At 58.3% G+C, this 17,673-nt stretch carries 16 protein-coding genes and 1 tRNA gene; 13 read left to right on the top strand and 4 right to left on the bottom strand.

Translation table 11 applies throughout. The features are described 5' to 3' along the window. From AC1DNI_RS10065 to AC1DNI_RS10050, 4 genes are all read left to right on the top strand, one after another. Nucleotides 1-1,185: NAD(P)H-dependent oxidoreductase (locus AC1DNI_RS10065; protein ID WP_477691782.1), on the top strand; the 1,185-nt coding region annotated here is incomplete at its 5' end. A 53-nt stretch (nucleotides 1,186-1,238) separates the two neighbouring features. Then, entirely contained in the window at nucleotides 1,239-2,279 is a 1,041-nt protein-coding gene (locus tag AC1DNI_RS10060; RefSeq protein ID WP_477691781.1) for a thiamine pyrophosphate-dependent dehydrogenase E1 component subunit alpha, read from the top strand. Further along, nucleotides 2,276-3,274 (top strand): alpha-ketoacid dehydrogenase subunit beta, encoded by a 999-nt coding sequence (locus AC1DNI_RS10055; RefSeq protein ID WP_091923721.1) that lies wholly within the window; start codon nucleotides 2,276-2,278, stop codon nucleotides 3,272-3,274. The genes AC1DNI_RS10060 and AC1DNI_RS10055 overlap by 4 nt, the downstream gene beginning before the upstream one ends. Nucleotides 3,275-3,276: 2 nt before the next feature. After that, nucleotides 3,277-4,629, top strand: a complete 1,353-nt coding sequence (locus AC1DNI_RS10050) for an acetoin dehydrogenase dihydrolipoyllysine-residue acetyltransferase subunit (RefSeq protein ID WP_477691780.1) — start codon at nucleotides 3,277-3,279, stop codon at nucleotides 4,627-4,629. 9 nt (nucleotides 4,630-4,638) lie between these two features. On the opposite strand, the gene AC1DNI_RS10045 is transcribed toward AC1DNI_RS10050, so the two are convergent. After that, complete coding sequence (locus tag AC1DNI_RS10045; protein ID WP_477691779.1) at nucleotides 4,639-5,274, bottom strand: hypothetical protein; 636 nt, start codon at nucleotides 5,272-5,274, stop codon at nucleotides 4,639-4,641. Nucleotides 5,275-5,446: 172 nt separating this feature from the next. On the opposite strand from AC1DNI_RS10045, the gene AC1DNI_RS10040 reads away from it, so the two are divergent. From AC1DNI_RS10040 to ptsP, 5 genes are read left to right on the top strand one after another with little or no spacing between them, the layout of a single operon-like run. Then, the gene (locus tag AC1DNI_RS10040; protein WP_027231996.1) at nucleotides 5,447-5,881 is read left to right on the top strand and encodes a transcriptional regulator GutM; all 435 of its coding nucleotides are present in this window, start codon (nucleotides 5,447-5,449) and stop codon (nucleotides 5,879-5,881) included. Between the two features lie 41 nt (nucleotides 5,882-5,922). Then, nucleotides 5,923-6,681, top strand: a complete 759-nt coding sequence (gene srlA, locus AC1DNI_RS10035) for a PTS glucitol/sorbitol transporter subunit IIC (protein ID WP_027231995.1) — start codon at nucleotides 5,923-5,925, stop codon at nucleotides 6,679-6,681. A gap of 20 nt (nucleotides 6,682-6,701) precedes the next feature. Beyond that, nucleotides 6,702-7,733 (top strand): PTS glucitol/sorbitol transporter subunit IIB, encoded by a 1,032-nt coding sequence (gene srlE, locus AC1DNI_RS10030; RefSeq protein WP_027231994.1) that lies wholly within the window; start codon nucleotides 6,702-6,704, stop codon nucleotides 7,731-7,733. A gap of 30 nt (nucleotides 7,734-7,763) precedes the next feature. Next, nucleotides 7,764-8,141: a PTS glucitol/sorbitol transporter subunit IIA gene (locus AC1DNI_RS10025; protein ID WP_113282419.1), complete on the top strand. Its 378-nt coding sequence runs from the start codon at nucleotides 7,764-7,766 to the stop codon at nucleotides 8,139-8,141. 45 nt (nucleotides 8,142-8,186) lie between these two features. Then, nucleotides 8,187-10,166, top strand: a complete 1,980-nt coding sequence (gene ptsP, locus AC1DNI_RS10020) for a phosphoenolpyruvate--protein phosphotransferase (RefSeq protein WP_477691778.1) — start codon at nucleotides 8,187-8,189, stop codon at nucleotides 10,164-10,166. Nucleotides 10,167-10,190: 24 nt separating this feature from the next. Here ptsP and AC1DNI_RS10015 read toward each other — a convergent pair whose 3' ends face one another. Then, on the bottom strand, nucleotides 10,191-10,943 hold the full coding sequence (locus tag AC1DNI_RS10015; RefSeq protein ID WP_477691777.1) for a hypothetical protein: 753 nt from the start codon (nucleotides 10,941-10,943) through the stop codon (nucleotides 10,191-10,193). 293 nt (nucleotides 10,944-11,236) lie between these two features. Between AC1DNI_RS10015 and AC1DNI_RS10010 the strand changes: the two genes are divergently transcribed. From AC1DNI_RS10010 to AC1DNI_RS10000, 3 genes are all read left to right on the top strand, one after another. Further along, entirely contained in the window at nucleotides 11,237-12,214 is a 978-nt protein-coding gene (locus tag AC1DNI_RS10010; protein WP_477691776.1) for a sugar-binding transcriptional regulator, read from the top strand. A gap of 143 nt (nucleotides 12,215-12,357) precedes the next feature. After that, nucleotides 12,358-12,434, top strand: a tRNA-Ile gene (locus tag AC1DNI_RS10005). A gap of 109 nt (nucleotides 12,435-12,543) precedes the next feature. After that, entirely contained in the window at nucleotides 12,544-14,202 is a 1,659-nt protein-coding gene (locus AC1DNI_RS10000) for a DUF6538 domain-containing protein (RefSeq protein ID WP_477691775.1), read from the top strand. A gap of 55 nt (nucleotides 14,203-14,257) precedes the next feature. On the opposite strand, the gene AC1DNI_RS09995 is transcribed toward AC1DNI_RS10000, so the two are convergent. Continuing rightward, complete coding sequence (locus tag AC1DNI_RS09995) at nucleotides 14,258-15,919, bottom strand: reverse transcriptase domain-containing protein (RefSeq protein ID WP_477691774.1); 1,662 nt, start codon at nucleotides 15,917-15,919, stop codon at nucleotides 14,258-14,260. An 872-nt stretch (nucleotides 15,920-16,791) separates the two neighbouring features. On the opposite strand from AC1DNI_RS09995, the gene AC1DNI_RS09990 reads away from it, so the two are divergent. Next, the gene (locus AC1DNI_RS09990; RefSeq protein ID WP_477691773.1) at nucleotides 16,792-16,971 is read left to right on the top strand and encodes a hypothetical protein; all 180 of its coding nucleotides are present in this window, start codon (nucleotides 16,792-16,794) and stop codon (nucleotides 16,969-16,971) included. Nucleotides 16,972-17,097: 126 nt separating this feature from the next. Here AC1DNI_RS09990 and AC1DNI_RS09985 read toward each other — a convergent pair whose 3' ends face one another. Further along, on the bottom strand, nucleotides 17,098-17,658 hold the full coding sequence (locus tag AC1DNI_RS09985; RefSeq protein WP_477691772.1) for a hypothetical protein: 561 nt from the start codon (nucleotides 17,656-17,658) through the stop codon (nucleotides 17,098-17,100). Nucleotides 17,659-17,673: the final 15 nt, after the last annotated feature.

The following is a 17,673-nucleotide window of genomic DNA, read 5'->3' as shown; positions in this document are numbered from 1 at the left end:
CCGGGCATCGAGATCGGCGCGATCTCGGAACTGAAGCTGCCGAATGCGCTCAAAGCCGTCGACATCGCCTACCAGGAGAGCGGCCATGGCCGCGAGGTCGCCAATGCCGCGGCGCTGACGGCGGCGATGGAGGCCGGCAAGGTCGCCGTCACCGACGATGCCAATCTCATCCTTGAAAACGACCTCATCGACGTCGTCATCGATGCGACCGGGGTTCCGGCGGTCGGGGCCGAGATCGGCCTGCGGGCAATGGAGCACGGCAAGCACCTCGTGATGATGAATGTCGAGGCGGACGTGACCATCGGCGCCTATCTGAAGAGCGAGGCCGACCGGCTCGGCGTCACCTATTCGCTCGGCGCCGGCGACGAGCCGTCGTCGTGCATGGAACTCATCGAATTCGTCTCGGCCATGGGCCATCCGATCGTCGCCGCCGGTAAGGGCAAGAACAACCCGCTCAACATCGACGCCATTCCCGACGACTATGCCGAGGAAGCCGAACGCCGGCACATGAACGTGCGCATGCTGGTCGAGTTCGTCGACGGCTCGAAGACCATGGTGGAGATGGCGGCGATCGCCAATGCCACCGGGCTCGTGCCCGACAAGCCCGGCATGCACGGTCCAGCGGCAACGCTCGACCAACTGTCGAAGACCCTGATCCCGGAAAAGGATGGCGGTGTGCTCTCACGGGTCGGCGTCGTCGACTATTCGATCGGCAAGGGCGTTGCCCCCGGCGTCTTCGTCGTCGCCGACATGTCGCATCCGCGCATTTCCGAGCGCATGGAGGATCTGAAGATGGGCAAGGGCCCCTACTTCACCTTCCACCGGCCCTATCACCTGACCTCGCTCGAAGTGCCGCTGACCTGCGCCCGCGTCGTCCTTTACGGCAAGCCCGACATGGTGCCGCTGGCCAAGCCCGTGGCCGAGGTCTGCGCCGTCGCCAAGAAGGACATGCAGCCCGGCGAGAAGCTCGATGCCATCGGCGAATATTGCTACCGCGCCTGGATCATGACCGCGCCGGAAGCGCGCGAGGCCGGGGCGATCCCCTGCGGGCTTCTGCAGGGCGGCACCGTCACGGCACCGATCCGCAAGGGCGAACTCATCACCAGCGCCAATGCCGCGCCGGTGCCAGGCTCGAAGATCGTCGAACTGCGCGCCCGCCAGGACAAGCTCGTCTACGGCGCGTGAGCGAGAAGCAACAAGATTCGTACGCCAGCCACTATCAGACAAGGAGCGCCGAAATGCCTTCCGCCAGAAGTTCAAATGCCAAATTGAAGGACGATGGCAGCAATCTTCCATTCGCGTTCCGGCATTATCCGCCGGAACAGCTGAAGGAGGCGCTGCGCAAGATGTACCTCATCCGCCGTTTCGAGGAGGGGGCCGAGGAATCCTATACGCGCGGCCTCATCCACGGGACGATGCACCTTTCCATCGGTCAGGAAGCAAGCGCCGTCGGCATCTCGCTGCCGCTTTCCGATGACGACATGATCACCTCGACGCATCGCGGCCACGGCCACTGCATCGCCAAGGGCGCAGAAGTCTCGAAAATGTTCGCCGAGTTCTTCGGCAAGGAAACCGGCTATTGCAAGGGCCGTGGTGGCTCTATGCATATTGCCGACGTATCCAAGGGCAATCTCGGCGCCAACGGGATCGTCGGCGGCGGCATTCCGATCGCCGTCGGCGCCGCTCTTTCCGCCAAGAAGCAGAAGAACGGCAAGGTCGTCATCTCCTATTTCGGCGATGGCGCCAACAATGAGGGTGCCTTCCACGAGGCACTCAATATGGCTGCTGTCTGGAAACTGCCCGTCGTTTTCGTCTGCGAAAACAACGGCTATGGTATGTCCACTTCAACCAAGCGTTCAACAGCGGTTGCAAATGTTGCTGACCGGGCTGTGGCCTACAACATGCCGGGCGTCATTGTCGACGGCAACAGTCTTTCCGAGGTTGCCGAGGCCTCGCATGAGGCTGTCGAGCGGGCGCGCCGGGGCGAAGGTCCGACGCTGATCGAGTGCAAGACCTACCGGCATCGCGGCCATTCCAAGAGCGACCGCAACCGTTACCGCACCAAGGAGGAGATCGAGGACTGGATCACCAACCGCGATCCGATCCTGCTCTTCCAGGAGCAGTTGAAGGAGTTCGGCTTCGTTACCGACGGCGAAATCGAGGCAATCCGCGCCGACGCCGAGAAGGAAATCGCCGAAGCCATCGAATTTGCCAAGAACAGTCCGTCGCCCGATTTGAACAATCTCACCCGCGACGTTTATACGGTTGATATTCAATGAACGAGATCATTCGCGAACTCAGCTATTCGCAGGCCATCCAGGAAGCCATGGCGATTGCCATGGAGGCGGATGAGCGTGTTTTCCTCATGGGCGAGGATATCGGCGTCTATGGCGGCGCCTTCCAGGTGACCGGCGATCTCGTTCATCGGTTTGGCGAAGACCGGGTCATGGATACGCCGATCTCGGAGCTTGGCGGCGCCGGCGTCGCGGTCGGTGCGGCTCTGACCGGCATGCGCCCGATCTTCGAATTCCAGTTTTCCGATTTTGCCGCGCTCGCCATGGAGCAGATCGTCAACCAGGCGGCAAAAATCAGGTACATGCTCGGCGGCGCGGTTTCGGTGCCGCTGGTGATGCGGTTTCCAGCGGGTTCCGGCACAGGCGCTGCCGCGCAGCACAGCCAGAGCCTCGAGGCATGGCTTGGCCACGTTCCAGGCCTAAAAGTGATCCAGCCGGCTACACCCTACGACGCAAAGGGCATGCTGCTCGCTGCGATCGAGGATCCGGATCCGGTCATGATCTTCGAGCACAAGCTCCTCTACAAGATGAAGGGGCCGGTTCCTGAGGGTCACTATACCGTACCGATCGGCAAGGCCGCTATCGTTCGCGAAGGGACGGACCTGACCATCGTTGCCACGGCCATCATGGTGCACAAGGCACTTGAAGCTGCCGAGGTGCTGGCCAAGGAAGGCATCAACATTGAAGTAATCGACCTGCGCACCGTGCGGCCAATGGACAAGGCGACGATCATCGCCAGCGTCAAGAAGACGTCGAAGCTGATGTGCGTTTACGAGGGCGTCAAGACGCTGGGCGTCGGCGCCGAGATCAGCGCCATGATCGCCGAGAGTGAAGCCTTCGATTATCTCGATGCGCCGATCGTGCGTCTCGGTGGCGCCGAAACGCCGATTCCGTACAATCCCGACCTTGAAAAAGCGACGGTGCCGCAAGTGCCCGGCATCATTGCGAGCGCCCGCGATCTCGCCAAAGGGGTACGCTAGTCATGCCCGTCGAAGTGATCCTGCCCAAGGTCGACATGGATATGGAAAGCGGCCAGATTTCGCGTTGGTATGCCAAGGAAGGCGACAACGTTTCCAAGGGCCAGCTTCTGTTCGAGATCGAAACTGACAAGGCAGCCATGGAAGTCGACGCTCCCTCGACCGGGATACTGCGTGACGTAAAGGCCGAGGAGGGCACGACCGTGCCGGTCGGGCAGGCAGTCGCCTGGATCTATGGCGAGGGTGAAGTCTACGCGGCTGCCCCGGCAAAAGCCGATGCAGGCAAGCCCGATACGTCTGAAAAGCCGGCTGCAGCACCCGCCCAAACCGCGCCGGTTCAGGCTGCACCCATTGCGGCGACGCCCGCTGTTGCCGAAACCAATGGCGTCCGCGCCACGCCGCTGGCGCGCCGTGTTGCCCGCGAGGCCGGGATCGACCTTGCCTCGCTCAAGGGATCGGGCCCCAAAGGCCGTATCCAGAAGAAGGATGTCGAGGCAAGTACGCTCAAGTTGGATGGAGCGTCGGCCAAGGCGCCTTCATCATCTCCAGTGCCTGCACCGGCGCGGACTGCCCAGATAACAGGTGAAGCGCTGCTCAACGCGGTCTGGCTGCGCGAAGGCAAGGGTGCTGGACTGGCTCCCGTGGTTCTCATCCATGGCTTTGGCTCCGATCTGAATAGCTGGCGGCCGATGCTTGGCGGCGGCACGCTCGACAATCCGATCCTCGCCATCGATCTGCCGGGACATGGCGGTTCGGCCCGCGCCATACCGGACGATCTCGACGGCATCGCCGAACTCGTCGAGCAGACAGTCGCTGCGTATCATTCGGGCCCCGTCATCCTCGTGGCACATTCGTTCGGCAGCGCCGTCGCAACGGAGGTCGCAGCACGCAACAATCTCGATGTGCGTGCACTGACACTGATTTCGCCTGCGGGGCTCGGACCGGAGATCAACGGCGGCTTCCTTTCCGGTTTCGTCAGGGCGCGCAGCGAGGCGAGCCTTGTCGCGTGGATGAAGCAGCTTGTCCAGGATGAAAGCCTGCTGACCAAGCCTTTCGTCAATGCCACGCTGGCGCAGTCGCAGGACACGGCGCTGCGTGAGGCGCAGCAGCAGGTGGCGGATCGCTTCTTTGCCGACGGAACGCAGGTGATCGACACGAGGCAAACCCTCGCCGGCCTGCTCATCCCGGTGCGTGTGATCTTCGGCGCGGCCGACCGTATCATACCGGCAAGCCATGCAGCGGGCCTGCCGGGTGAGATTGCGGTGCATGTTTTTGCCGGCACCGGTCACATGCCGCAGCTCGAACAGCGCGAGAAGGTCATGCGCATTCTCGCGGAAGTCAGCCGGTCAGCCGGCTGATTTCGGGTCTCACTCGCTGATCGCGTGGCGATCGTTTCTTGATGCGACCATCGCGCGGCGGATAGCGCCGCGGGCGGAGGCGAGATTGGGCATCACCCAGTTGGGCTCGGCTCCAAGGAACTTGTCGAGGAAGGCGATGGCATAGCCCGGCATCTCCTCGACGTTCTCGCGATAAGACCACCAGGTGCGCAGATCGTCGGCACAATCGTCGATGCGTGCAGCGGTTCCAAATTCCTGCTCATGGATGGCCGCGATCGCACCGACGCAGAAGTTGGTATAGAGAAAACCCTCGGGCCAGAACGCGATGATATCCTGCATTTCGGTTTTTGCCGCGGCGGCGACTGAAGCCTTGGCCAAAACTGATGCGGGCGCTTCGGTGATCAGTTCCTTGAGGACAAGCCCCGCAGCGAAGATAATGAAATCCTTGCGGTCGATACGCGCAAACGACTTCTGCTGCTCGACCGTCTCGATCCAGTTGAGGAAGGCGCGGGTGAGCTTGGTCTCGTCGATGCTGAACTGGTAGCCGTAGTGGTCGGCGATCAATGCGGCATTCTTGCGGAAAGCCATGCGAAACCACCGCAGCCGCCGCAGCCGATGCCGCAAATCCGGTGTGTGGACGAGTTCATCCCGAAACAGAAAATCCATGTGCTCTCACTTTCGCGGCGATGCTACCACGTTGCAGGTTTTCATGCATCCCCAGCCAAGATTTTGGTGGGTGTGAAAATCATACATATTGACATTACGAAAAACAAATGTTCTATATTTTTTCGTTCGATCATGGCATATGTTGGCGGTCGGGCGTAGGGAGGTTGAATACATGGCGATGTGGCAATGGGGATTGCTGGCCCTCGGATTCTTGTGGGCGTTGCAGTCGTTAGGCGTCTGGTATCAGATGCGGCATTACACTGATGTCATGAAGGGTATCTCCTCCAAGTACAATGATGGATTCGTTGGCGCCGGCAATGTGCGTGGCCGCCTTGGCAAGGGCGTGATCGTCCTCATCGTTGTCACGCGCGACCTGACGATCCAGCGCTTTCTCGTCATGAGCGGCCGTTCGGTTTTTGCGAAGTTCAAGCGGCGTGAAGAGTTTGAGGGCATCTCGCTCAGTGCGCTGCGTACAGACCCGGTAATGTCCGGCCTGGGTGATCCGGCTCTGGCCAAGGCGGCAGAGCGGGCAATTGAACAAATAGATCGGGCGAGGGCGGATCCGCCCAAGCCGGGCCTATCGGGAATCAGGACAGTCAACGCTTAAGGGACGGCCGCTTGTCGCGGTCGGTAAGGAGGAGAGGGAACATGTCAATTCTAACAATGTTGGCGCAACATGCCGACATCGCCGCGCACCACATTTCTGTGGCGGGGACGATGGTCTCGGACGCGGCGCTGCACGGCAAGCACGCCGTCGAGCATGCGGGCAACGACCTCGTCGTTCTCGCGCAGTCGACAGGCGATATCTCGGTCGAGCAGTTCAAGGACAGGCTGAAGAACGTCCAGCAGGAAGAGCAGCTTGGCTGGCTTGCCAATATCGGCAAGTACTTCATCGGTATTTTCCAGAAGGGCGGCGAGGTCTTTGCCGGTTTCGTTACGGGCATCATTCCGACCCTGGTCGTGCTAATGACCGCCTTCTACGCGCTGACGGAACTCGTCGGCGAGGAACGCGTCCATGGCATCGCGCGCGGGGCGGGCAAGATTGCCCTGACCCGCTATACGGTTCTTCCGGTGCTTTCGGTCTTCTTCCTCACCAATCCGATGGCCTATACCTTCGGCTCGTTCCTCGAGGAAAAGTACAAGCCCGCATTCTACGATGCCGCAGTTTCTTACGTGCATCCGCCGCTGGGCCTCTTCCCGCATATCAATCCTGGCGAATATTTCGTCTGGGGCGGCATTCTCGTCGCGCTTCTCGAATTGGAGAAGAAGGGCGCGGTTCCCACGGGCTATCACATCAACGTTGCTATCTGGTACGCGCTCGTTGGTCTGATCGTCATCCTGCTCAAGGGCATGCTCACTGAGCGCATCACCGCCATTATGGCGCGTCGCCAGGGCATCGAGCTTTAATTCGGGGTGGGAGCAGGAAAATGTCAAAGACATACAAGGCAGTAAAGATTTCCAGGGGATCGAACGGCTGGGGTGGCCCGCTCGTCATCCAGCTGACGCCGCAACGCAACAAGGTGGTCTCGGTCACGGGTGGCGGCATTCATCCCGTTGCGCGTCGCATTGCCGAACTCACCGGCGGTGAAGCGGTTGACGGCTTCAAGGCGCCGCCGGTTGAAGGCGAAATGGGCGTGGTCGTGGTCGATTGCGGCGGCACCGCCCGCTGCGGCGTCTATCCGCGCAAGCGAATACCCACCGTCAACCTGACACCGGTCGGACAGGCAGGTCCGCTCGCCCAGTTTATCACGGAAGACATCTATGTGTCCGGCGTGAAGGAAGGCAACATCGAGCTTGCCGATGGTTCGCAGCCAGCCGCCGTTGCCGGTGCTGCCTCCACATCGGGACCGGCATCGCCGCCCACACCGGCGGAACTCGCCGCTTCGATGTCGAGCCGCACCGGTGCAAGCGAATCGAGCGAGGGTGGCCTGATCGGCTTCATCAGCACGATCGGCCGCGCCATGGGACGTGTCGTCGGCATTTTCTTCAATGCCGGTCGCCGCACCATCGACCAGGTCGTTCGCAACGTCCTGCCGTTCATGGCGTTCGTCACCATGCTCATCGGTCTCATTCTCTATACGGGCATCGGTGACATTCTGGCCCAGCCCATGGGACCGCTCGCCAACAACATCATCGGTCTTCTGATCATCTCCGCCATCTGCGGCCTGCCGTTCCTCTCGCCCATTCTCGGGCCGGGCGCGGTCATTGCGCAGGTGATCGGCGTGGCGATCATCGGTCCGCAGATCGCCAATGGCACGATTTCACCCGCCATGGCCCTGCCGGCGCTGTTTGCCTATAATACGCAGGTGGGCTGCGACTTCGTTCCCGTGGGTCTTGCCCTTGGTGAGGCCAAGCCTAAAACCATCGAAATCGGTGTGCCCGCAGTCTTGATCAGCCGTCAGATCATGGGTCCCGTTTCGGTGCTGATCGCCTGGGTTGTCAGCCTGATCGTATTCTAAGATCGACCAACAGAAGAAGAGGTTCGCCATATGTCAGTCCTATTGAAAACACGGGTAACAGCCGTTGGGCCTGAGGTGGCGGACCTCGCGGAAGGAGGCGTCGTCATACTGTTTGCCGATGGCGCGCCGCCCGAACTCGCCGAAGTCTCGATCCTGCACAGTGTCGAGACGCCGCCCTCCGAAGAGACGCCACCCGTAGGTGCGCCCATCAGGATCGGCAATGTCTCCGCCACCATTACCGGCATCGGCGACTATGCCTGGCAGAAGGTGAAGGACATCGGGCACGTCGTTATTACATTCAACGGATCGGACCGGGTCGAGCGACCTGGCGAGATCTGTGCTTCGGAAATCGATACGGAAGAACTGGTGTCGGCCCTGACAGTCGGTACGACGATTACCATCGGGTAATTGCAAGGGCCCGACCACAAACGAGTAACAGAGAGATACGAACGAATGGAACGCTCGACGATCGTCAGAGTGCATGACGGACTGCATGCACGGCCAGCCACCCGCTTTGTCAAGCTTGCAAAGAGTTTCGAGGCGGACATAGAGCTCGTCAAGGCGGAGAAATCGGTCAGCGCCAAGAGTTCGGTCAAGTTGATGCTGCTCGGCGTCAAGGAAAACGAGGAGGTGACCGTTCGTGCGACCGGTGCCGATGCGATCGAAGCGATCGAAGCGCTGATCGGCTACCTCGAAAACCCCTTATCGGGTACGGGAGAGGAGGGCGCAGCGCCTGCCGAGGCGACGCCGGTGGACGTTGCCCCGCGCAAGGAACCGGTTGCCGCTCCCGCTCCCGTCTCCATCCAGGGCGGAATTCGCGGCGTTGCTGCGAGCGAAGGCTTTGCCATCGGTCCCGCCTTCGGCTTTTTCCCGCAGGAGATCAAGCAGGAAAACCGGATGCTGGGCCACGACGAAATCCCCGCCGAGGCGGCGCGGCTGCGGCAGGCCTTTGCCACGGTTCAGGAGCGTATGGAACGCTCGCTCGCTGCATCCAGTCTTGCGGAAAGCGACCGCGGCATCATCGCCGCGCTCAAGGACATTGCCAGCGATGAAGAATTGACCGAGGCAGCCGCGGCCCTCGTCGCTGGCGGTATTGATGCCGTCTCGGCTGCGATCGGCGCGACGTCGAAGATCGCCGACGATTTTGCTGCCATGGACGATCCCTATCTTAACGCCCGCGCCGACGACGTGAATGCGGTTGGCCGTCAAATCTGCCTGGCGCTTCTCGGCCAGGATGACGCCAATCTCGAAGCAATTCCGGAGGGCGCCATTCTTATCGCCGAAGATATTGGTGCCTGGGATCTTGCGCGTGCCCCGCTCAAGCGCATTGCCGGCGTGATCTGCGGTCATGGCGGCGCGACGTCGCATGTCGCGATCATTGCCCGCGCTCATGGCATTCCCGCCGTTCTTGGCCTTGGCCACGCCGTGCACGAGCTCGAAACCGTGAACACAGTCGCCCTCGATGCCAATAGTGGACTGGTGTTTGCCAACCCCGATGATGCGACCGCCAAGCGGTTCCACGACGAGATTGCCAAGGCTGAGGCCGTGAAGCAATCATTGAAGGCCTACAAGGACATAACACCGAAGCGCGCCGACGGTACTGTCATCGAGATCGCGGCCAATCTCGGCTCGCTCGAGGAAATCGAGGCCGCGCAGGAAGCGGGAGCGATGGGCGTCGGCCTCTTCCGCACCGAGCTACTGTTCATGCGCCATATCCATCTGCCGTCCGAAGACCTCCAGGCCGAAACCTATGCCACGCTCGCCAAGGCCTTCGCGCCCTATCCTGTGATCGTGCGCACGCTCGATATCGGCGGCGACAAGCCCATTTCAGGGATCGATTTTCCTGTCGAGGAGAATCCCTTCCTCGGTTGGCGCGGTATCCGCATGTGCCTCGATCGCCCGGACGTGTTCAAGCCGCAGCTGCGCGCGCTGCTCAGGGCGGCTGTTCATGGCAATATCAAGGTAATGCTGCCGATGGTTTCGGGTGTCGACGAGGTGCGCGCGACGCGCCTTCTGATTGACGAGTGCGCGGCAGAACTCAAGGCCGAAGGCAGGGACCATGCCGCTTTCGATCTCGGCATCATGGTCGAGACGCCTGCAGCAGTCCTCGTAGCGCCGATGCTGGCCAGCGAGGTTGCATTCTTTTCCATCGGCACCAATGATCTGACGCAATACATCATGGCCGCCGACCGGCTTAACCCGACGGTGGCCAAGCTCAACGACGTCACTCACCCGGCGGTCATGGCTGCGATCGCGCTTACGGCCAAGGCGGCAGTGGAGGCCGGGATCATGGTCGGCATGTGCGGCGAGGCGGCCGGGCGCGCCGATCTTATTCCGGCTTTCGTCGACATGGGCCTGACCGAGCTCAGCATGAGCCCTTCTTCGATCCAGCGTGCTAAGAAGTGCGTGCTCGATCTTGGAGCGGCGGCCTGACCAGCGTTTTCCGTAAGTACAGGCTTACGGAAGATGCGGCATGAGAAACGCATAAAGGCTCGACAGGGCCGGTTCGGGGTTGCCAGTCGCAATGGCCGCGCCAAACTTTTCCTGCCGCGCCTGCAAAGCAAGGAGGGTGCTTTCGACCAGTTTTTCGTCACAGGGCTCCACTTCGACATAGGTCGCGACACCTATGGCGAGCGCGATTGCGGCAAAGCAGAGATATTGCGTGCGCCGGTCGGGCTTGGCGGCAACATGCGCCGGAAAGGCAGTGGGAGCGGCGTCGTATTGCGTCTGCAGTTCGACGGTCATCACGGCGCAGGCAGCGGCAATTTCGGCAAGTCCGCCCTCGCGCGCGGCAAGCAGCAGATGCGCATGGCGGCGGCTCATCGCCGCGTGGACGGCGGCGAACGTCGCCTCGTGAATAAGCGGATTGTCCGAGCCCAATATGCTGAAGATACGCTTGGTGAGGTAATAGACATCGCGCCGGAACAGCGCCTCGCCCTTGCCGGCTCCGGCCGGAAAATATGCATCAAGACTGCGGGCTTCGATCGTCGCCGTGTGCGCCGCGGGATCCTGCGAGACCAGAGAAATGGATATCGTTTCGGCCGTGGTGAAGGCCTTGTCCATGACGCGGGCCGCCTGGCCGAACAACATATCAGGCAGGTCCTGCGCATGCGGCTTGGCATCGAGGCGGCTCGACCGGATCAGGTGGCGTACGTCCCGCAACCGGTCTTTCAGGTTGACGACGATGTCGCTCGAGATATCACGAATCATGATCGCAGCCTCTGCTCGCACGTGGATAAGAGTTCCTATCCGTTTTTGATGCCTTGCTAAATGACATTCTAGCGCATAACCCCAAAATCTGTATCGATTTTTGGCAAGCACTATGCGCAGATTCAAGGTGTTATGCCGTGCTTCGGCTTAAAAAGCGGCAACGGGGCGCTTATGTAGAGAAGGCAGATTTCTGCTGCGGAAGCGGCGGGACAATCGCAGGATAAATAGGGGGACGAGTGGCCGATCGACGCAAACGAACAAATGGTGCGCCTGCGAACCCCCAGAAGGCGCCGGTGGACTTCGGGCAGCCCGACACCAAGATCAGCCGGATGCGCATGCGCGCCGCCTGGATGTACTATATCGAGCAGATGACGCAAAACGAGATTGCCGAAATTCTCGGCGTTGGGCGCGTTACCATCGTGCGCATGCTGGCCGAAGCGCGTGCCCGCAACGAAGTCAAGATCGGCATTCAAGGCTATCTTTCCGATCTGATTTCGCTGGAGCGGCAGGTCGAGAAGCAGTTTGGCCTTGAACGCGTCATCATCGCGCCGCTGTCCCATCCCGACAATGACCCGATCCCGTCGATTGCAGCAGCCACAGGCGACTATTTGTCGGGCGTCGTTGCCAATGGCATGCGGGTCGGCGTCGGTTGGGGACGCACGCTCCTCAACACGCTGTCCTACCTCGAAGCCAAGGCACTCGAAGATTTCACCGTGATCTCGTTGCTCGGCGGCATCAGCCAGCCGCGCCGCTTTAACCCGGCGGAATTCGCCTGGCAGTTTGCCCAGCTTTTTCAAGGCGATGGCTATCTTATCCCGGCCCCCGCCATGGTTGACAGCATCGAAACCAAGACGGCCCTTATCGAGCGCTGCGGGCTAAGGAACGTGTTCGAAATGGCCGAGGATGTGGACCTTGTGCTCCTCAGCGTCGGCGCCATCGAAACAGCATCGAGCACGCCCTATCACATCGGCTTTCTCAACGCCGGCCACCAGGCCTCGCTCGCCGAGCGCGGTGCGGTGGGCGACTTGCTGTTTCATTTCTATAACAAGGAAGGCAAGCTCGTCGATCATCCGATCCATGATCTCGTCATGTCTGTCGGCATCGATACGGTGCAGCGGGTGCCGGTGCGCGTGCTGACCTCCGGCGGCAAGGAGAAGGTGAGGGCGCTTTATGGCGCGATGGCGCTCATCCGCCCGACGGTGTTCATCACCGACGAAGAGAGTGCGCGGCGGCTTCTGGTTTTGGCCGAACAGGAGCAGCAAAAGCGCTGAGCGGCGGACCCGTCGCATTTTCCGGGGAATTTTGTGTTGCGCCATGGACTTAAGGTCTTTCGGGGATTGCATTGTCAATTTTTCCCGTTATTGATCGCGGGACCGAACGCCGGTATTGCCCGGCTCGTTCGTATTTTCAGGTGGGGCCTGTAGCTCAATTGGTTAGAGCCGGCGGCTCATAACCGCTTGGTTGGGGGTTCGAGTCCCTCCGGGCCCACCACATCTTCGCTAGACGCTTGAAATTGCTTTAACACTCTGTAGTATAAGGCTATATTTCAGTCGTTGGTTCCAACATTGGTTCCAACATTCAAGCCATATAGGTCGCCGAATTGGGCAAAGTCAGTGGTCTCGTGCGCAAGAAGAGCGCCTACTATTATGTCAGGCGGATACCTCATGAGATTCGACATTTGTTCGGAGGCAGGCAGCAAATCGTCATAGCTCTTCGAACAACCGATTACAGAATTGCTGCCGAGCGGGCGAGGAGTGAGGGAGAACGCATTTCTAGGCAGTTTGGTCAAGCCAAGCTTGGTATCTCTCCTGCTTCATTAACCTCGTTGCGGTCTGGTACGGATCGACCCGAGCTATATCAGGTTGCGCGGCTACATCTCTACGATCTTGAAATAAGTAACACGAGCATCGAATCAACTCCGGAATTGCTGGACTCACTGGAAGAGAGTCTTGCGTACCTTAGCTCAACACATGAAGAGCAATGGGCTCCTTCGATCCAGGCGACGGTCTCTAGCTTGATTCAGCGGCACGACCTATCGCTGAGACCAGGTGAGAGTCTCTGGTTTGAGCTTGTAGAGTTGGTACGCCGGGCGGAAATCGAGCACTGTCAGCGCGAGATTGATCGTATTGGAAGCGCAAGATATGGCACGGTCCATGACCGGCTGTTTGAAGGTGTCCATCATAGCGCCCCGGCTCCGGCGCTTGAGGCAGAGAAGGCTATAGCCGTTAGCGAGCTCGTCGAACGCTTCAAGAACGATCCGACACGTGCCCATCTAAGCGTTAGTGCGAACAAGAAATACATCATTCCGTTCGCTGCGCTTCAGTCCGTTGTTGGTCCAGATCGCAAAGTCCGAGATATCAAACGTCGGGATTGTTCGGAGGTGCACGAGCTTATTGCTAGCCTTCCTTCGAACTATAACAAGTATCCCCAATACAAGGAAAAATCACTTAAGGAGATCGCGCTGCTCGCTCAAGCGGCAGAAGCAAGGCTGCTTTCTTCAGGTAGTGTGGAGGTGTACGTCCACCACCTGTCCGCCTTTTTCAAATATGCTCGAACGAAGGGATACATCGATAACAATCCAGCAGAAGGCCTCCTTTCGAATCGCCCTAGGAGTTTCTCAAGCAGGAAGCCGTTCTCGATTGAGCAGCTAAATCAGATAATTACTCATTTGCCTCGATGGGACGAGCATCGTCGGGCAGGGCGTTTTTGGGTTCCGTTGATTGGCTTATTCAGCGGGATGCGGTTGGGCGAGATAGTTTGGTTATCAGCTGATGACATCAAAACTGTCGATGGAGTTACTGTATTCTCACTCGAAGTAAACCAAGAAAGAAGTTTGAAGACATCAGGATCAGTGCGCCGAGTTCCTGTCCATCCAGAGTTACAACGCTTGGGTTTTTTGGAGTTTGCTACCCGAGGGAAGATAAGGGGAGGTCGATTATTCCCCGATCTTCCGGGCAGAGATCAGCGCCATGGGGTTGATTTGTTTCAAAAGAGATTCAGCTATTTCCTGCGTGAAAATGTAAAGCTGACACCTGGGCTATCGTTTCATTCGTTCCGCCATGGATTTCGTGATGCCATGACGAATGCCGGACTGCCCACAGACGCAATCAAGGCTTTAGGGGGCTGGGGTAGAAGCAACAATATCGAAGATCGATATGGCCAGGGTGCCCGTCCATCCACTTTGGATATGTGGATGAAAAGGATGACACTTGAAGTCAGTTTCCCTGGGTTGCAAATCGACCGACTAATGACTGACTGAGTTTTTGCAACCGGTTTCAAAAACAACTGCCTTTGGTGTGAGCCGCTGTACGATCCTACCTGAGCGCAAGCCCCTGTCGCTCACGCTGAAGAAGGTAATCGCCAATGTGAGCCGAAAATGGGGCTCGATTGAAATCCGAGACGAATGCCTCTCTGCTCGTCAAGTGCCGTGCTACGAAATCTCGGTTTCTCTGCTTGAACAGATCGTCGAACACAGGTTCTTTTATCCGGAAGTTCCGTGGTATCGTTGGCCCAAAGTTCAGGCGCCTTGTTGTCCTTCTCCGAACACGCGGTCTTTTTATGCCAATTATTGCTTGCTCAACCTTCTCGTCCTCCGGAAACTTCCTGAGCATAAACGAATAGAGGGGAAGCAAAGCCTGGGCCAAAGCAGGATGACGTTTCTGCAATGCCTTGGTCTTGATGAATGTGCTGCGAATGAGCCGCGTCACGGCTCCTGGATCGGGCTCGAAATAAGCGAGCTTGCCCATTATCCAGGCCAGGCACGAGTCAATGTTTGTTTCGTCTTGAACATCGGCGAGCCTGCGATCGAGTTCATTTAAAAATGCCCTTTGTTTGGCGATTGGAATACTGACGATTGGACTTCCGTTGCGACGTATGAAGCGGTAGCCCGCAAATTCAATGCCGTGCGCAAGTTGGCGTATGCCAGTCACATGTTTCAACGTTAAGCGCTCTGCCAACAGCTTTAGCTGTTCAGACAGGAATTCAACTGCGTGTTGCACCGTGACTTCGCTTGGCCCGAGGATCAAAAAGTTATCGCAATAGTTAAATATGACAACCCGTGATCCATAGCGCGTTTTGAATGCTTGAAGAATTGGTACAAGCATTGCCCATGCGAAGGTCGGTGACGCCACGCTACCCTGTGGCAGGCCACGTTCCACATGCTCTTCTACACTATTCCACTTTCTATATGTGTCTCTATTCCTAGGGGATATTTTGTCGCTCCTTTCCTTATCCCTGTTGGTAAGAACCCGGTCGATTATGCCGGCCTTCATTCCGAACCTCTCCCCTATAGTCTCGGGGTTCAGATTCGAGAAATAGCTGTTGATGTCCACCTCGGCGGCGTATTTGTATTGGCCACTGCGGATTGATCTATCAATTAGCCTGAGGAGGCTTTTCATACCCTTGCGTTTAACGCCTGCCTGGTTTTCCAAGTAAGTGATGCCGGCACCGAAGCTCAACTCGAGCGTTCGCTGCAGGGCGCGGTCCACAAGACAATAGGCACAAATGGGACGATGGCGCCCATCCCTCTTGAGCTTCATTTCCACATATACGTGGTAGCATGCTGCCCGGTCATCCATTAATGCCACGAGCTCATCAAGCGTCGGACATGCGGAAATTGGATGCTTGCTTCTATAATGCCGCAATTCTCTGCTCGCAGCCGTGACACGTGCTGCGTGGGAGCCAAACAGCCGACGACGTTCGTGGTTTGCAAGACCTAGTCGACCAGCGACCGCGTAATCTTGAATCTTTTTTTGCATTCGGGCCAAAGTGGCTCGGCATTTAATTCGCATCTGTAATTCGTTTTCAGACTGAGCTCGTCGCACAAAGGCTGTTTGCGGGGTCCGATATCCTTGTAGCAAGAGTTCTTGCTCAGATGGCCCGAAACGTGTGCCAGGAATGACAGTCTCATCTATTAACGGCGGATAGGGATTACTGAACGGCGCGTTACGCTTGACGTTGGTTGGCTTCGCTTGCATATCAACTCTCAGGAATATGGCGCATGGGAACCCTTTGCGAAATGCGGTTGGTGCCGCAAATCGCTCTGGTTGAACCGCTTAGCGTTCGGTGATTGGTGCCTGTTAGCGACAGAGTAGCCGGAAAAACTGCGAGAATGCAATAGATCCACCCACCGCGACCTGAAAAACATAACCTATTGATTCTAAAGAATAAAATTTTGCAACAGTTGCAAAAATCCGCAGTTTCGTTCGCCAAAGGCAATATGCTTCCTCTTTATAGCGGGTCGAGTTCAGTGAGTCTTGAGTAGGCTGGTGCCATTCCATAATTCTGTCATCTTGTGAAACTCCTTAACCTGTCTTCCTGTCATGGTCCGTCGACCGTTACTTCGCAAAGATTGCAAATCTCAAACGTCATTGTTGACAGGTGCCGGTCCACTAGTTGACGAAAGATTGGGCGCAATACGCGATGCGCTGGGGCGTGGAAACCCCATTGGTTCGGTCGGTGCCAGCCGAATGGGTGCCAACCCCCTTGACCTTATGGTCGGGGAGCCTGCGGCGTATGCAACAGGTTATCCGAACTAAAGGCCGCAGGGCCGTAACCATTCGGTTTCCAACTCCCCGATCACCAAGATCAGGAGACGAGTTTGCGGGGGCGGACCGCGAGCGATTGCCGAGGGGGGACTGAATGAATTTACGTCGAACTTTGGCCGTTTTGTCGCTTCTCTTAAGCCCAATTACGGCAGTGGGCTTCGCCGTCGCCGAGGACGTTCAGACCCGGTGGCCGACTCCAGCCGAGGTTTAAGACCGTCATCGAGACCATTCACAACCGGTTCCTCGACCCCTATTCGATCCGGGACGCGGCCATCTCCGCTGTCTTCCCCGGCAAGAATGGCATGGCGCATATCTGCATCCTCGGCAACTCCAAGAACCGCTTTGGCGGGTACACCGGGCGCGCTTACACCCGGATCACCATCATGCCGAACGGCAATAGGGAAATGGTCTCCAACAGCGAGCAGGTCGATTATGGTTGCGACCGTTTGACCTTCCGCGAGTTCACTGAACTGTCCCAGTAGGACAGGGGTTGGGGGACGAACGTTTGTGCACCACCGGTGATTGATATCCCGTCAAGCCAACCGGTTTCAAATAGGCCTATCAGTTTTGACATAGGACAGAGGGCATTGTCGCTGTCGGTGTGCCCATCACTTCCTGCAAAACGAGTATTTGTAGATGCTGGGCACGGTGATCGTTTCTGGCTTTGTTTCGGCTGCGGCGGTCTTGTTGAAACTCTGCGCTGCCATTTTGACGTCGGCCCCGCCCGCCATGTACATCTCCTGCGTCAACGCGGCCAACACCACCCAGTTCGGCACGCCGTCCCTCCTGAGGTCGACAGCCTCAAAGTAAGTCATAACTTCCTTTGCTGCCCTAAGGCTGTCCTCGCCTCCGAGAGTTGGAAAGGTTACTGTGCAGATGGAGACGCCATTACTGCAGCCGTAGCTGCCGACCATGCTCCAGATCATGGTCTTTCCTTTCCAACGCTCCATCTTAGTTCCGTGGCTGGTGCCAACGTCATAGCCTTGACTGTCGGAATCCCCCGTATCGCCGTCTTGCTTCTCGAAGTAGAACAACGTGCGCTCGTCGTCCTTCTCGCTGATCCACACTGATTTGCTCCAGGAGCACGGCTGAACCTTCTGGCTGGCTGTGAGCGCGGGTTGTGCATAAGCAAGAAGAAGCACCGTTGTCGTCAACGCACCTTTGAGCATTCCAAATTTCCCCCA

The sequence above is a fragment of the Phyllobacterium sp. 01N428 genome (assembly GCF_056399405.1).
The sequence above is the reverse complement of the archived record's forward strand: the minus strand, read 5'-3'. Positions and strand labels throughout refer to the sequence as shown.

What these genes read in the sequence shown, in the direction of transcription:
- AC1DNI_RS10050 (WP_477691780.1), top strand. Translation starts at nt 3,277, where the DNA reads ATGCCCGTCGAAGTGATCCTGCCCAAGGTCGACATGGATATGGAAAGC.
- AC1DNI_RS09995 (WP_477691774.1), bottom strand. Translation starts at nt 15,919, where the DNA reads ATGCAAGCGAAGCCAACCAACGTCAAGCGTAACGCGCCGTTCAGTAAT.
- srlA (WP_027231995.1), top strand. Translation starts at nt 5,923, where the DNA reads ATGTCAATTCTAACAATGTTGGCGCAACATGCCGACATCGCCGCGCAC.
- AC1DNI_RS09985 (WP_477691772.1), bottom strand. Translation starts at nt 17,658, where the DNA reads ATGCTCAAAGGTGCGTTGACGACAACGGTGCTTCTTCTTGCTTATGCA.
- AC1DNI_RS10025 (WP_113282419.1), top strand. Translation starts at nt 7,764, where the DNA reads ATGTCAGTCCTATTGAAAACACGGGTAACAGCCGTTGGGCCTGAGGTG.
- AC1DNI_RS10055 (WP_091923721.1), top strand. Translation starts at nt 2,276, where the DNA reads ATGAACGAGATCATTCGCGAACTCAGCTATTCGCAGGCCATCCAGGAA.
- AC1DNI_RS10040 (WP_027231996.1), top strand. Translation starts at nt 5,447, where the DNA reads ATGGCGATGTGGCAATGGGGATTGCTGGCCCTCGGATTCTTGTGGGCG.
- srlE (WP_027231994.1), top strand. Translation starts at nt 6,702, where the DNA reads ATGTCAAAGACATACAAGGCAGTAAAGATTTCCAGGGGATCGAACGGC.
- AC1DNI_RS10045 (WP_477691779.1), bottom strand. Translation starts at nt 5,274, where the DNA reads ATGGATTTTCTGTTTCGGGATGAACTCGTCCACACACCGGATTTGCGG.
- AC1DNI_RS10015 (WP_477691777.1), bottom strand. Translation starts at nt 10,943, where the DNA reads ATGATTCGTGATATCTCGAGCGACATCGTCGTCAACCTGAAAGACCGG.
- AC1DNI_RS09990 (WP_477691773.1), top strand. Translation starts at nt 16,792, where the DNA reads ATGGCGCATATCTGCATCCTCGGCAACTCCAAGAACCGCTTTGGCGGG.
- AC1DNI_RS10060 (WP_477691781.1), top strand. Translation starts at nt 1,239, where the DNA reads ATGCCTTCCGCCAGAAGTTCAAATGCCAAATTGAAGGACGATGGCAGC.
- ptsP (WP_477691778.1), top strand. Translation starts at nt 8,187, where the DNA reads ATGGAACGCTCGACGATCGTCAGAGTGCATGACGGACTGCATGCACGG.